General features: G+C 72.8%; 13 protein-coding genes. 5 read left to right on the top strand and 8 right to left on the bottom strand.

Annotated elements, in window-relative coordinates; translation table 11 throughout:
* Positions 1–5 precede the first annotated feature (5 nt).
* From H4696_RS10195 to H4696_RS51500, 5 genes are all read right to left on the bottom strand, one after another.
* Complete coding sequence (locus H4696_RS10195; RefSeq protein ID WP_086856037.1) at positions 6–950, bottom strand: TAXI family TRAP transporter solute-binding subunit; 945 nt, start codon at positions 948–950, stop codon at positions 6–8.
* Positions 947–2,338 carry a sensor histidine kinase gene (locus H4696_RS10190; RefSeq protein ID WP_086856036.1) on the bottom strand — a complete coding sequence of 464 codons (1,392 nt, stop codon included), beginning with the start codon at positions 2,336–2,338 and terminating at the stop codon, positions 947–949. Before H4696_RS10190 ends, H4696_RS10195 begins: the two co-directional genes overlap by 4 nt.
* 4 nt (positions 2,339–2,342) lie before the next feature.
* On the bottom strand, positions 2,343–3,011 hold the full coding sequence (locus H4696_RS10185; RefSeq protein ID WP_086856035.1) for a response regulator transcription factor: 669 nt from the start codon (positions 3,009–3,011) through the stop codon (positions 2,343–2,345).
* 7 nt (positions 3,012–3,018) lie between these two features.
* Entirely contained in the window at positions 3,019–4,332 is a 1,314-nt protein-coding gene (locus H4696_RS10180) for an MFS transporter (RefSeq protein WP_086856034.1), read from the bottom strand.
* 98 nt (positions 4,333–4,430) lie between these two features.
* Positions 4,431–4,628 (bottom strand): UTRA domain-containing protein, encoded by a 198-nt coding sequence (locus tag H4696_RS51500; RefSeq protein WP_420831557.1) that lies wholly within the window; start codon positions 4,626–4,628, stop codon positions 4,431–4,433.
* A 576-nt stretch (positions 4,629–5,204) separates the two neighbouring features.
* On the opposite strand from H4696_RS51500, the gene fabG reads away from it, so the two are divergent.
* Positions 5,205–5,909: a beta-ketoacyl-ACP reductase gene (gene fabG, locus H4696_RS10170; RefSeq protein ID WP_086856033.1), complete on the top strand. Its 705-nt coding sequence runs from the start codon at positions 5,205–5,207 to the stop codon at positions 5,907–5,909.
* Between the two features lie 32 nt (positions 5,910–5,941).
* Positions 5,942–6,709: an enoyl-ACP reductase FabI gene (gene fabI / locus H4696_RS10165; protein WP_086856032.1), complete on the top strand. Its 768-nt coding sequence runs from the start codon at positions 5,942–5,944 to the stop codon at positions 6,707–6,709.
* Between the two features lie 3 nt (positions 6,710–6,712).
* Here the strand turns inward: fabI and H4696_RS10160 are convergent, their stop codons facing one another.
* Entirely contained in the window at positions 6,713–7,873 is a 1,161-nt protein-coding gene (locus H4696_RS10160; protein ID WP_086856031.1) for a Cmx/CmrA family chloramphenicol efflux MFS transporter, read from the bottom strand.
* 73 nt (positions 7,874–7,946) lie between these two features.
* Positions 7,947–8,531: a TetR/AcrR family transcriptional regulator gene (locus H4696_RS10155; RefSeq protein WP_086856030.1), complete on the bottom strand. Its 585-nt coding sequence runs from the start codon at positions 8,529–8,531 to the stop codon at positions 7,947–7,949.
* Positions 8,532–8,617: 86 nt separating this feature from the next.
* Between H4696_RS10155 and H4696_RS10150 the strand changes: the two genes are divergently transcribed.
* Positions 8,618–9,661: a ferrochelatase gene (locus H4696_RS10150; RefSeq protein WP_086856029.1), complete on the top strand. Its 1,044-nt coding sequence runs from the start codon at positions 8,618–8,620 to the stop codon at positions 9,659–9,661.
* Positions 9,662–9,825: 164 nt separating this feature from the next.
* Here H4696_RS10150 and H4696_RS10145 read toward each other — a convergent pair whose 3' ends face one another.
* Positions 9,826–10,623, bottom strand: coding sequence for a hypothetical protein (locus tag H4696_RS10145; protein ID WP_086856028.1), 798 nt, complete (start codon positions 10,621–10,623; stop codon positions 9,826–9,828).
* A gap of 100 nt (positions 10,624–10,723) precedes the next feature.
* Between H4696_RS10145 and H4696_RS10140 the strand changes: the two genes are divergently transcribed.
* Together H4696_RS10140 and H4696_RS10135 are read left to right on the top strand one after the other, a co-directional pair.
* Complete coding sequence (locus H4696_RS10140; RefSeq protein ID WP_086856027.1) at positions 10,724–12,121, top strand: ATP-binding protein; 1,398 nt, start codon at positions 10,724–10,726, stop codon at positions 12,119–12,121.
* A complete protein-coding gene (locus tag H4696_RS10135; protein WP_086856026.1) occupies positions 12,118–14,082 on the top strand; it encodes a vWA domain-containing protein in 1,965 nt (654 codons plus the stop codon). Before H4696_RS10140 ends, H4696_RS10135 begins: the two co-directional genes overlap by 4 nt.

Here is a 14,082-nt window from a genome sequence, read left to right as displayed (position 1 = left end):
AGCGGTCAGCCGTGCAGCGCCCGGTACGCGGCCGCCGCACCCGGCTGCAGGGGGACCGGCTGCGTGCCGATCAGCGTGCGCACGTCAAGGAACTGCGTTCCGACGGCTTCGGCGGGCACCAGCGCGGTGGCCCGTTCGACGAGCAGCCGGATGACCGCCGCGGCGACGTCGCCGGGCAGCGCGGGGGAGCAGACCAGCAGGTTCGCGACGCCGATCGTGCCCAGCGCGCCGACCCCGCGGTACGCGCCGTCGGGCACCTGGACCTGGTCGTACACCGGGCCGTACGTGGCGCGCAGCGCGGGCACCACCGAATCCAGGGGCAGCAGCGAGATCGGGGTGGTGCGGGTGAGTTCGGCGAGCTTGGGCGTCGGCACGCCGCCGGACCACAGCATGGCGTCGATCCGGCGGCCGGCCAGCGCGCGGACGGCGTCGTCGAACAGCAGGTGCCGGGCGTCGACCGCGACCCCGGCCTTCGCGAACAGGCGCTCGCCGAGCTGGGCGGCGCCCGAACCGCCCGCGCCCAGCGACACCGGACGGCCGGCGAGGTCGGCCAGGCGGCGCACCGGCCCGTCCGCGCGCACCACCAGCTGCAGGTAGTTCTCGTAGACCCGGCCGAGCGCGAGCAGCGGCACCTTCGCGCCGAAAGGCGGAGCGCCGTTCAACGCCGTCTGCGCGACGTCGGTGAGCACCAACCCGAGGTCGGCCTGCCCCTGGTGGACGAGGCCGACGTTCGCGACGCTGGCCTCGGTCGGCACAGCAGTGGCGTGCAGCAGCGGTTCCGCGCGGCTGAGCTCGGCCGCGAGCAGTTCGGCGAAGGCGAGGTAGAAGCCGCCGCGTTCGCCGGCCGCGATGGTGACCGTCCGCTCCGGGCCGCGGTACCCGGCCGTCGAACACCCGGCCAGCGCGAGCCCGAGGCCGCCGAGCAGGGCGGTGCGCCGCGTGGTGGTCATGGCCCCTCCTGCAGCGGCAGCGTGACCCGGACTTCCAGGCCTCGGGGGAGGGCCTGGCGCAGTTCCATGACACCGCCGCGGGTGCGCACCTGCTGGTGCGCGATGGCCAGCCCGAGGCCGGTGCCGCGCGGGGCGCCTTCGCCGCCCGCGCGCCAGAACCGTTCGGTGGCCCGCGCCCGGTCCTCAGTGGACAGTCCGGGGCCGTCGTCGCGGACGACGAGGGTCGCGGTTTCCGCACCGGCTTTCCAGTCCGTCGTGATCTTCGCGCCGCGACCGGCGTAGTGGACGGCGTTGTCGAGCAGCACGTCGAGGATCTGCGCGAGTTCGCCTTCCGGGCAGCGCACGGTGACCGGCTCATCGTGGCCCGGGGGCGGCACGAGCACCGCACCGGCGTCGTCGGCGGCCGGGCGCCAGGCGTCGACGCGTTCGGCGAGCACGGACGCGAGGTCGCACGCCTCGTCGGCGCCGCCGGCCGCGACGCGCGTCGCGGTGCTCTCGGCGAGCGCGAGGGCCAGCAGCCCGTCGAGGAGCTTCTCCAGGCGTTCGACCTCGGCCACGGTGGCCCGGTAGGTGGCGCCGTCGCCTTCGACCTGGTGGGCGAGCGAGTCGACGCGCAGCCGCAGCGCGGCCATCGGGTTCCGCAGCTGGTGCGAGGCGTCGGCGACGAGCCGGTGCTGCTGGTCGGCGGCCTCGAGGACGGCTTCGGACATCCGGTTGACCTCGGCCGCCAGCGACCGCAGCTCGCGCGGCCCGGCGCGTTCCGGGACGTGCGCGCGGTGCCCGGCGGCGACGGCCAGTACGCCGGTCTCCAGCTCGTGCAGCGGCCGCACCATCCACCGGGCGAGCACCACTGCCAGCAGCACGAACACCACCGCGACCAGCAGCGCCCCGGCGCCGATGGTGCCCCAGCGGGTGGCGACGTCCGCGGCCGCCGCCGTCACCGACGCGCGCAGCACGACCACGCCGGAGACGCGGGTGGCGGTGCCGACCGGGCGGGCGAAGTAGGCGGGTTCGGCCGACCACGGCGAGAGCCCGTCGACGCGCGGCGCCGGCTCGTTGCGCATGGTCGCTTCCACCAGCGCGTGCACCGCCGGGTCGGCCGCGGTCAGCCCGCCCGCCTGCACCAGCGGGACGCGCCGGGCGTCGACGATGACCACGCCTTCGCCGTAGAGCTCGGCGTAGCGCGCCGCGTCGGCCGCGAGGGCCGCCGGGTCGCGGGTGTCCACGGCCTGCTGGGCCAGCACGACGAACCGGTCGACGTCGGCGGTGCGGGAGATGACCAGCTGCTGGGTGCGCTGCTCCGCGGTGGCGGTCAGCAGCGGCACGGCGAACGCGGCGACGACCGCGAGCGCGAGGGCCACCAGGACCACCAGCAGCCGGGCGCGCACGGCGTCAGTCCCGGCCGAGCCGGTAGCCGAAGCCGCGGATGGTGGTGAGCAGCCCGGGCCGGTCGAGTTTCGCGCGCAGGCCGGTCAGGTGGACGTCGAGCGAGCGCGACACCGCGAGGTAGGCGTCGCCCCAGACCTCGTCCATCAGCTGCTGGCGGCTGACCGCGGTGCCGGGCCGGGCCGCGAGCACGGCGAGGATCTCGAACTCCTTGGTGGTGAGCCCGGCGTCCTGCCCGGCGACGAGCACCCGGCGGGCCCCGAGGTCGATCTCGACGTCCTCGACGCGCACGACGTCCCCGGCTGGTACGTCCCGGGCGACCGCGCGCCGCACGACGGCGTCCATCCGCGCCAGCAGCTCGGCGAGCCGTACCGGCTTGGTCAGGTAGTCGTCGGCGCCGAGCCGCAGCCCGCGGACGACGGACCGCTCGTCGCCGCGGGCGGTCAGGACGATGACCGGGACCGGCGAGACCGCCCGGATCTTGCGGAGGACGTCCAGGCCGTCGAGGTCGGGCAGCCCGAGGTCCAGGAGCACGAGCTCGGCGTCGCGGTGGCGGTGCAGGGCGTCGGCCCCGCGGCCGACGCTGGTGACGGGATGACCGCGCGCGTGCAGCGACTCGGCGAGCGCGCCGGCGACACCCGCGTCGTCTTCGACGAGGAGCACGCGCACGGTCATCCCCTTGTCAGCGGTCTTCCAGCTCCGAGGTCTTGGAGGTTTCCCGCATTGTGCCGTAGACGATCAGGGAGACCAGGACACAGCCCGCGACGTACCAGAAGAAGACCGTTTCGTGCCCGGCGCTCTTCAGGGCCTGCGCGATGAGCTCGGCGGTGCCGCCGAAGATCGCCACGGTCAGCGCGTAGGGCAGGCCGACGCCGAGCGCGCGGATCTTCGTCGGGAACAGTTCGGCTTTCACGATCGCGTTGATCGAGGTGTACCCGGCGACGATCACCAGCCCGGCGAGCACGAGGAAGAACGCGCCGACCGGGTTCCGGGTCGACCCCATCACCGTCATGATCGGGACGGTGAGCAGCGTGCCGCCGACGCCGAAGAACAGCAGCAGCGGCCGGCGCCCGATCCGGTCGGACAGCCGGCCGGCCAGCGGCTGCAGGATCGCCGCGACGAGGATCGCGCAGAACAGCACGATGGTGACCTGCCGCCGCGGGATGTGCGCGGTGTTCTCGAGGAACTTCTGGCTGTAGGTGGCGAAGGTGTAGAAGCCGACCGTGCCGCCGAGGGTCAGGCCGACGACGAGCGCGATCTCCTTGGGGTACTTGGCGAGGGTGCGCAGCGTGCCGCGTTCGCTTCCCTTGCCTTCGCCGGCTTCGCGCGTGTAGCTCGCCGATTCGTCCATCCCTCGGCGAAGCCACATCACGCTGAGCGCGGCGACCGTGCCGACGCCGAACGCGATCCGCCAGCCCCACGACGTCAGCTGCTGCTCGGTGAGGATCGCCTGCAGGATCAGCTGGAGGCCGAGGGCGAGGAGCTGGCCGCCGTAGAGCGTCACGTACTGGAAGCTCGAGTAGAAGCCGCGCTTGCCGGGAGTGGCCACTTCGGACAGGTACGTGGCGGAGGTGGAGTACTCGCCGCCGACCGACAGGCCCTGGATCAGCCGCGCGACGAGCAACAGGATCGGCGCGGCGATCCCGATCGTGTGATAGCTCGGCGTCACGGCGATGAGCAGCGACCCGCCGGCCATGAGGGTCACCGACAGCACGAGGGCGCTGCGCCGCCCGAACTTGTCCGCGAACCGCCCGAGCATCCACCCGCCCAGCGGCCGCATGAGGAACCCGACGGCGAACACGGCGGCGGTCCCCAGGAACGCGGCCGTGGTGTCGGTCGTCGGGAAGAAGGACTTGGCGAAGTAGGTGGTGAACGCGGCGTAGGCGTACCAGTCGTACCACTCGACCAAGTTGCCGATCGAGCCGCGGAGCACGTTGCCGATCACGCGCTTCTCGCTCACGGCCCCACCGGCGGCGGGGCTGATCCGGGTTGTCATCGTCGACCTCCTGTGTTGCGACTCACGGTGACGAAGGCGTGAGCGGGCAGCAAGGTCGACGGCGGGTTCCTAACACCGCCTTAGGACGGTCGGTGCGGTCAGCCGGCGGGCCATTCGTAGTGCAGCTGGTAGCGATCCGCGGCGAGGACCATGTCGTTCACTTCGAGCGGCGTGCCGTCGGCGGCGTAGGCGACGCGGGTGATGGTGACGACGGGTGCGCCGGGGCCGAGGTGGAGCTGCGCGGCCTCGGCGGAAGCCGGTATCCGCGCGCCGACTTGTTCGGCGAACGAGCCGATCGGGTGCCCGGCTTCTTCCAGCCGTGCGTACGTACCGCCGGGCCCCGCGGGTCAGCACGCGGGGGAGCCGCGACACCGAGAGCTGAACCGCCACCCCGTCGGCCCGCAGCACCCGGTCCCGGACGGTGACCTCGGCTCCCTCGGGGATGGCGAGCAAGCCGGCACCCGCCCCTCGGTCAGCTCGAAGCGGACCTCGACGGCGTGAAGCCGAAGTCCGCCGCGTCGACGAGATGGGCGCCGCGATCGCGTTCCTGAGCCTCGCGGGTCAGCCGCGACCGAGCGGTGCGCCGGATCGCTGAGCCATCCCGGTGACGCTCTGTGGCCCACATCGCACCCCGCCAAAAGTGAGAGCAAGAACGCATCCGCGCTCCGATCGGCCCCCACCCACCCTCCTTCGTCACGCTCCGTTCACCTACCGACGGGTACTTTCACCGTCCTCTTACGTCCCCGCGCACCAACGCGAACCGGCCTCGCCTCCCGCCCCCGCACGTGCCCAGACACCCTGCGCGACCCGGGAGCACTGCCGATAGCCTCGTGCCCGACATCAGCGCACGGTCGGCGAAGAGGGAGAACACTGTGGGACGGTCGGTCTTGGTCACCGGGGGCAACCGGGGCATCGGGTTGGCGATCGCCCGGGACCTCGCGGAGCAGGGGCACCAGGTCGCCGTCACGCACCGTGGTTCGGGAGCGCCCGAGGGGCTGTTCGGGGTGCAGGCGGACGTCACCGACACCGAGCAGGTCGACGCCGCCTTCAAGCTCGTCGAGGAGCACCAGGGTCCGGTCGAGGTGCTGGTGTCCAACGCCGGCCTGACCGACGACACGCTGCTGATGCGGATGAGCGACGAGCAGTTCGAGCGCGTCATCAACGCCAACCTGACCGGCGCCTACCGGGTTGCGAAGCGCGCCTCGCGCGGGATGCTGCGCGGCAAGTGGGGCCGGTTCGTCTTCATCTCCTCGGTCGTCGGCCTCTCCGGCTCGGCCGGGCAGGCGAACTACGCCGCTTCGAAGGCCGGGCTGGTCGGGTTCGCCCGGTCGTTGGCCCGGGAGCTCGGCTCGCGCAACATCACCTCGAACGTCATCGCGCCCGGCTTCGTGCACACCGACATGACCGACGAGCTGCCCGAGGACCGCAAGAAGGAGATCCTCGCGCAGGTGCCCGCCGGCCGGTACGCCGAGCCGTCGGAGATCGCCGCCGCTGTGCGGTACCTGGCTTCCGAGGAAGCCGGCTACGTCAACGGGGCCGTGCTGCCCGTCGACGGCGGCCTCGGCCTCGGTCACTGAAACCCTTACCCCGTACCAGACTTGGAGGACCCGTGCCCGGACTGCTCGAAGGCAAGCGCCTGCTGATCACCGGCATCATCACCGACGCCTCGCTCGCCTTCCACGCGGCCAAGATCGCGCAGCAGGAGGGCGCGAAGGTGGTGCTGACCGGCTTCGGCCGCATGTCGCTCGTCGAGCGCATCGCGAAGCGGCTGCCCGAAGAGGCGCCCGTGATCGAGCTGGACGTCACGAACCAGGAGCACCTCGACGGCCTCGCCGGCAAGGTCCGCGAGCACGTCGACGGCCTCGACGGTGTGCTGCACTCGATCGGCTTCGCCCCGCAGACCTGCCTCGGCGCGCCGTTCCTGGACGCGCCCGCCGAAGACGTCAAGACCGCGATCGAGATCTCGACGTACTCGTACATGTCGCTGGCGAAGGCGTGCCTGCCGCTGATGGGGCGCGGCGCGTCGTACGTCGGCATGGACTTCGACGCGCGCGTCGCGTGGCCGGTCTACAACTGGATGGGCGTCGCGAAGGCCGGGCTCGAGTCGGTCAACCGGTACCTGGCCAAGGAACTGGGGCCGCAGGGTATCCGCGTCAACCTGGTCAGCGCGGGTCCGATGAAGACGATGGCGGCCAAGTCCATCCCGGGCTTCGTCGACCTGGAGGACGGCTGGGGCGAGCGCGCGCCGCTCGGCTGGGACAGCACGGACCCGGACCCGGTGGCGAAGAGCGTCTGCGCGGTGCTGTCGGACTGGCTGCCCGCCACCACCGGGTCGATGATCATGGTCGACGGCGGGGTGCACTTCCTCGGCGTCTGAGCCTCACACCGCGACCGGCTCGCGGTCGTCGTTCCGCTGGACGACGGCCGCGGCCGTGAGCGCGGCCAGGGTCGCCGCGCCGAGCAGGATGCCGGTCCAGGCGACGCTCGGGAAGCCGAGCCCGGCGTCGATCGCGACGCCGCCCAGCCACGGGCCGATGGTGTTGCCGACGTTGAACGCCGACGTCGTGCTGGCCCCGACGAGCGTCGGCGCGTCGCCGGCGGCCTGGTAGGCGCGCAGGTTCAGCGCCGGGTTGGCGCCGAACCCGGCCACGCCGAAGGCGAGCACGGCCACGACGGCGACCAGCGCGTCGGTGGTGACGGCGAGCACGAGCAGGGCGGCCAGCGCGAGGGCGAGACAGCCGTAGAGCGTGGCGAACGGCCGCCGGTCGGCCAGCCGGCCGCCGGCGCTGATCCCGATCAGCGCGCCGACACCGAACAGCGCCAGGACACCGGGCACCCACTCCGTGGGCAGGCCGTCGGTCTCGGTCAGCAACGGCGCCAGGTAGCTGAACGCGGCGAAGATCATGGCCTGGCACAAGGCGATCACGCCGAGCGCGAGCCAGACCCGTCCCCGGCGGTACAACCGCAGCTCGCGGCGGACGCCCACCGCGCCGCCGGTCGTCTCCGGCACCAGCAGCGCCACGCCGGCGATCGCGAGCACCGTCACCGCCGCCACCGCCCAGAACGCCGTGCGCCAGCCCGCGTGCTGGCCGAGGAACGTGCCGGCGGGCACCCCGGCGATGTTCGCGATGGTCAGCCCGCCGACCAGCACCGCCATCGCCCGTCCGCGCCGCTCGACCGGCACGAGCGCGATCGTCGTCGCCAGCGCGACGGCCCAGAACCCGGCACAGGCCAGCGCCGCGATCACCCGGGTGGCGAAGAGGACGGCGTACCCGTCCGCGAGGGCGCCGACGACGTGCGCCGCGGCGAACACCGTGAGCAGGGCCAGCATCGTCCGGCGGCGGGGGAGCCGGAGGGTGCCGATCGCCAGCAGCGGCGCCCCGACGACCATGCCGATGGCGAACGCCGAGATCAGCAGCCCGGCGTCGGGGATGCTCACGTGCAGGTCGGCGGCCATGCCGGGGAGCAGGCCGGTGATCATGAACTCGGACGTGCCCAGCGCGAACACGCTGAGCCCGAGGACGAAGACGGCCAGGGGCACGGATCCTCCTTGGTTGTGTATCGATCAGTTCAAAACTGCGGCAAGGTGAACTTTTGCCGTGCTGGGGGACTCGTCAGCCGGCGACGATCGCCGAAAGCGCGATGTCGGCGACGGCGTGCATGCTGTCGCGGCTCGTGCCGCGGCGGGCCATCACGCGCAGGCCGGAGGTGGTGCCGAGCAGGAACTCCGCCACCGCGGCGGGGTCGAGGCTGTCGCGGAGGCTGCCGTCGAGCACGCCTTCCCGGACGCATTCGGCGAACATGGCCAGGTTGCGGTCGGTGTCGTTCCGCAGTGCCGCGCCCACTTCGTCGTCGGGCACGCCGAGTTCGGCCAGGGTGTTGACCACGAGGCAGCCGCGGCGGCGTGGCTCGAGGTCGTCCTCGATGGCCTGGTCGAGGACCGCGGTGAGCCGCTCGGCCGCGGTGCCCGGGCCGTCGAGGACCGCTTGCCGCTTGCCGAGCTGGGTGCTGGTGTAGTGCGCGAGCGACCGCCCGAAGAGTGCCCGCTTGCTGGTGAAGGTGTTGTAGACACTGCTGCGCCCGAGCCCGGTGGCCGCGCAGAGGTCCTGCGTCGAGGTGGCTTCGTAGCCGTGCTCCCAGAAGGCGTGCATCGCCTTCTCGACGGCGGCGGTTTCGTCGAACTCCCGTGGCCTGGCCATGCGGACACCGTACCAGAGTTTTGTACCGATCGATTCACAACTGGGCCGGGTCAGCGTGCGGGCCGCCACATCGGCAAGATGACGGGGTGGGATACGACGCGTTGCTGTGGCTTTCGTTCGGCGGTCCGGAAGGGCCCGACGACGTCATGCCGTTCCTCGAAAACGTCACCAGGGGCCGGGGCGTGCCGCGGGAGCGGCTGCTCGAGGTCGCCGAGCACTACCAGCACTTCGGGGGCGTTTCGCCGATCAACAAGCTGAACCGTGACGCGATGGCCGCGGTCGAGAAGCAGCTCTCGGCCGCGGGAATCGACCTCCCGGTGCACTTCGGCAACCGCAACTGGCACCCGATGGTCGAGGACACCCTCGCCGAGCTGACGGCGGCGGGCGCGAAGCGGGTCCTGGTGTTCCCCACGAGCGCGTACGGCGGCTACTCGGCGTGCCGGCAGTACGACGAGGACATCGAGCGCGCCCGCGCCGCGGTCGGCGCCGAGGCACCCGAACTGGTGAAGCTGCGGCAGTTCTTCGACCACCCGCTGTTCGTGTCGGCGGTCGCGGACGGCCTGCGCGCGGCGCACGCGTCGCTCGGCAACGCCCCCGGCATCCGCACGGTGTTCACTGCCCACTCGGTGCCTGACAGCGCGGACAAGGCGTCCGGCCCGCCCGCGGAAGGCGGTCACCGGTACTCGCGGCAGATCGCCGAAGCGGCCCGCCTGGTGGCGGCCGAAGCGGGGATCGCCGAATACGACGTCGTGTGGCAGTCGCGGTCGGGGCCGCCGCAGGTGCCGTGGCTGGAGCCGGACATCGTCGACCACATCGACGCGTTGCACGCCCGAGGGGTCACCGGGGTGGTCGTCTCGCCGATCGGGTTCGTCTCCGATCACCTCGAAGTGATCTGGGACCTGGACAACGAGGCGGCGGAACGCGCGGCGGAACACGGCATGGCCTTCGCCCGTGCGGCGACCGCGGGCAGCGACCCGCGCTTCGCCGAGCTGGTGGTGGAGTTGATCCGCGAGCACACGCACGGGGCCGAGCCGCGCAAGCTGTCGCCGTTCCCGTCGGCGGGCTGCACGGTCAACGGCGCCCCGTGCGCGATCGGCTGCTGCGAACCGGCGAAGCGCCCGGCTCGCTGAGGCGGGCTTGCCGCAGGAATGCGCCCCAAGGCGGCCTTGGTTGCGTCAGACGCACCGAAGGCCGCCTTGGGTGCGTGAGACGCACCGAAGGCCACATTGGGGCGCTTGGGGCCGCGCAACGGCTTCGAGTTCGGCGGGCCGGGCAGGCCGGATTTCGATGGCTGTCAGCCTTCGCGCGCCGTCTGTTCCGCGAAGACCCGCACCGCCTCGTTGACCGCGGCGCAGCGGGCGGTACGAACCGCGTCCGACAGCGGCCGCAACGCCTGCGCCCGCAGCGTCGACGCCGAGGCCGACAACGCGCCACCCGGGTCGTCCGCCGACGCGACCACCAGGATCGCCGCGATCTCCTCGGCCCGCTGCAGCACCCGCAGGGCACGCCCCGGCGTCCCAGCCGGCCAGTCGACGGTCGGACGGGAGCGCAGGTGCGCCGACAGCTCCGCGCGGACACCCGGCCGGTCCGAGGCGACGTCTGCCGCCTGGAGGGCGCCCGCGCTCGCGCGGATCGCGTCGGTCAGGCCGTGCTCGGCGTCGGCCAGGCCGACGTACTCCGGCCGGGCGGGCGAAGCCAGCGAATAGACGGTCCACCGGACCAGGCCCTCGGCGATCGGCTCCGGCACGAGGCCGAAGCCGAGGTCCGCGAGCACCACCGCGTCGCCCGCGCGCAACGCCGCCTCGGTGAACGGGCCGCCGCCACCGAGGCCGCGGACGTCGCCGGCGACCGGCAGGACCAGCTGGAGCGATTTCGCTCCCTGCGAACGCAGCGCCATCAGCAGCTGGACGGGGGTGGCCGCCCGGTTGAAGGCCAGCGGGAGCGCGAACGCCTCCGCGGCGGCCGCGTCGGCGGCCACGACGTCGTGGGCTTCACCCCACGCGAGCAGGGCGTCGAGCACATCGTCGGAAGCGGCGGCTCCGTTCAGCCACGCGCTGGACCACACCGCGAAAGTCGCACTGGGACGGCACACGACGCCCTATTTTACCGGCTCGCCCCGCACCGGCAGAGCGCGGCCACGCTGGAGTCGCTCCACATCGACGCACCGCCGATCCGGCAGTAGCGTCGAGGAGGTGAACGCTGTTCCAGACGCTCTTCCCCGCACCGCCGGGGCCCTGCGCGCGGCCGGGTACGAGCCGCGGCCGATCGCGCGAGAGATCCACGACAACCTGCTGACCGCCCTCAAGAACGGCGAAGACGCGTGGCCCGGCATCGTCGGGTTCTCGCGCACCGTGCTGCCGCAGCTCGAACGCGCGCTGCTGGCCGGCCACGACGTCGTCCTGCTCGGCGAACGCGGCCAGGGCAAGACCCGCCTGCTGCGCACCCTCGCCGGCCTGCTCGACGAGTGGACGCCCGTCATCGAAGGCTCGGAGCTGGGCGAACACCCGCTCCAGCCGATCACGCCCGCGTCGATCCGCCGGGCCGCCGAGCTCGGCGACGACCTGCCGGTGGCCTGGCGCCACCGCTCCGAGCGCTACACCGAAAAGCTCGCCACCCCGGATACCTCGGTGGGTGACCTGATCGGCGACGTCGACCCGGTGAAGGTCGCCGAAGGCCGCAGCCTCGGTGATCCCGAGACCATCCACTTCGGCCTGGTCCCGCGCGCCCACCGCGGCATCGTCGCCATCAACGAGCTGCCCGACCTGGCTGAGCGCATCCAGGTCGCGCTGCTCAACGTGATGGAGGAGCGCGACATCCAGGTCCGCGGCTACACGCTGCGGCTGCCGCTGGACGTTCTGCTCGTCGCCACCGCGAACCCCGAGGACTACACCAACCGCGGCCGGATCATCACCCCGCTCAAGGACCGCTTCGGCGCGGAGATCCGCACGCACTACCCGCTGGACGTCGAGGCGGAGGTCGCGGTCGTCCGGCAGGAGGCGAACCTCGTCGCAGAGGTCGGCGAGCCGCTGCTGGAGGTCCTCGCCCGGTTCGTCCGGAACCTCCGCGAATCGACGGTCATCGACCAGCGCTCCGGCGTCTCGGCGCGGTTCGCCGTCGCCGCGGCGGAAACCGTGGCGGCCGCGGCCCTGCGGCGCGCGGCGCTGACCGGTGAGGAACCCGCCGTGGCGCGGCCGGTCGACCTCGACGCCGTCCCCTCCGTGCTGCGGGGCAAGATCGAGTTCGAACCCGGCGAGGAAGGCCGCGAGATCGAGCACCTCGTGCACCTGATGCGCCGCGCGGTCGCCGAGACCGCCCGTGCCCGCTTCGCCGGCCTCGACCTGCGCCCGCTGGCCGACGCCGTCGAGGAGGGCCACCTGGTCGCCACTGGTGAGCGCGTCCCGGCCACGGACGTCCTCGCGGCGCTGCCGGAACTGCCGGTGCTGCACGAGGTCGCGCAGCGCGCGGGCGTGGCCCCGGACGAGCCCGCCGGGCGGATCGCGGCCGCCGTCGAACTCGCCCTCGAATCGCTGTTCCTGGCCAGGCGGCTGGCCAAGGACTCCGACGACGCGACGACCGTCTACGGCCGATGACCGCGGTCCCGCTCCCCGACGGCTACTCCTACGGCCCGTGGCACGACGGGCCGGACCCGCTCGCGCCGCCGGCCGACCTGCGCGACGCGCTCGACGAGATCGGCCGCGACGTGATGGCCGGGACGTCGCCGCGCGGCGCGCTGGAGGAGCTGCTGCGCCGCGGCACCGAGCGCACGTCGGGCCTGGACGAGCTGACCCGGCGGCTCTGGCAGCGCCGGTCGCAGATCCAGCGCCGCAACAACCTCGACGGCACCCTGCAGGAGGTCCAGCGCCTGCTGCAGGAGGCCCTCGACGCCGAACGGCGGCACCTGTTCCCGGACCCGGACGACGACGCCCGCTTCCGCGAGGCCCAGCTGGACGCGCTCCCGCCGGGCACCGCGGCGGCGGTCAACGAGCTGGCGAACTACGACTGGCGCTCGGAGCAAGGCCGGGAGAACTACCAGAAGATCCGCGACCTGCTCGGCCAGGAGCTGATGGAGTCGCGGTTCCAGGGCATGAAGCAGGCGCTGCAGAACGCCGGGCCCGAGGACGTCGAGCGGATCAACGAGATGCTCTCCGACCTCAACGACCTGCTCGCCGCGCACGCCCAGGGCGCCGACGACGTCCAGCAGCGCTTCGAGGACTTCATGGCGAAGCACGGCGAGTTCTTCCCGGAGAACCCGCGGAACGTCGAAGAGCTGATCGACGCGCTCGCGGAGCGGTCGGCGGCCGCGCAGCGGATGCTGAACTCGATGTCGGCCGAGCAGCGGGCCGAACTCGCCGAGCTGACTCAGCAGGCGTTCGGCGACCCGCGGCTCGCGCAGCAACTGTCCCAGCTGGACAGTCAGCTGCGCGCGGCGCGGCCGGGCGAGGACTGGACGGGCTCGGAGCGCTTCCGCGGCAAGAACCCGCTCGGCATGGGTGAAGGCGCGCAGGCGATGGCCGACCTGGCGGAGCTGGACGCGCTGGCCGAGCAGCTGGGCCAGTCCTACCCGGGCGCGAGCCTGGACGACATCGACCTGGAGGCCCTCGAACGGCAGCTCGGCAAGGACGCCGGGGTCGACGCCCGGCGGCTGTCCGAACTGGAGCGTGAGTTGCGCCGCCAGGGCCTGTTCGAGCGGGCGGCCGACGGCACGCTCCGGTTGTCGCCCAAGGCGTTGCGGCGCCTGGGCGAGACGGCGCTGTCCGACGTCGTGAACGCGCTGCGCGGCAAGACCGGCGATCGCGAGACCGAATCGGCGGGCGCGGCGGGCGAACCGACCGGCGCGTCGCGGCCGTGGCGGTTCGGGGACATGCAGCCCTGGGACGTACCCCGCACGATCCGCAACGCCGTGCTGCGTTCGGTGTCGGTGGGGGAGCGCCAGGTCCGGCTGGACGTCGAGGACGTCGAGGTGGTCGAGACCGAACACCGCTCCCGGGCGGCGGTCGCGCTGCTGGTCGACACGTCGTGGTCGATGGTGCAGGAGGGCCGCTGGCTGCCGATGAAGCGCACCGCGCTGGCCCTGCACCAGCTGATCAGCACGCGTTTCCGCAACGACGCGCTGCAGCTGATCACGTTCGGCCGCTACGCGATGCCGGTGGAGCTGCCGGAGCTGATCGGGCTGGAGAGCGCGTGGGAGCAGGGCACGAACGCCCACCACGGGCTGCTGCTGGCCGGCCAGCACCTCCGGCGGCACCCGGACGCGCAACCGGTGGTCCTGATGGTGACCGACGGCGAGCCGACCGCGCACCTGGAACCGGACGGCGAGGCGGTCTTCGACTACCCGCCGCAGGACCGGACGCTCCACAAGACACTGTCCGAAGTGGATCGGTTGGCGAAGCTGGGTGCGTCGATTTCGGTGTTCCGGCTGGGTGACGACCCGAGGCTGACGGCGTTCGTGGACCTGATCGCCCGCCGCTCGGGCGGCCGCGTGGTGGCCCCGGACCTGGACGGCCTCGGCGCGGCGGTGGTGGGCGACTACCTGCGCACCCGGCGCCGCTGA

This window comes from Amycolatopsis lexingtonensis, from assembly GCF_014873755.1.
In the GTDB taxonomy this organism is placed as follows: domain Bacteria; phylum Actinomycetota; class Actinomycetes; order Mycobacteriales; family Pseudonocardiaceae; genus Amycolatopsis; species Amycolatopsis lexingtonensis.
The sequence above is the reverse complement of the archived record's forward strand: the minus strand, read 5'-3'. Positions and strand labels throughout refer to the sequence as shown.

Bases quoted from the DNA above. Each gene is read 5' to 3' on its own strand.
- H4696_RS10195 (WP_086856037.1), bottom strand. From the start codon at position 950: ATGACCACCACGCGGCGCACCGCCCTGCTCGGCGGCCTCGGGCTCGCG.
- H4696_RS10185 (WP_086856035.1), bottom strand. From the start codon at position 3,011: ATGACCGTGCGCGTGCTCCTCGTCGAAGACGACGCGGGTGTCGCCGGC.
- H4696_RS10180 (WP_086856034.1), bottom strand. From the start codon at position 4,332: ATGACAACCCGGATCAGCCCCGCCGCCGGTGGGGCCGTGAGCGAGAAG.
- H4696_RS10155 (WP_086856030.1), bottom strand. From the start codon at position 8,531: ATGGCCAGGCCACGGGAGTTCGACGAAACCGCCGCCGTCGAGAAGGCG.
- H4696_RS10135 (WP_086856026.1), top strand. From the start codon at position 12,118: ATGACCGCGGTCCCGCTCCCCGACGGCTACTCCTACGGCCCGTGGCAC.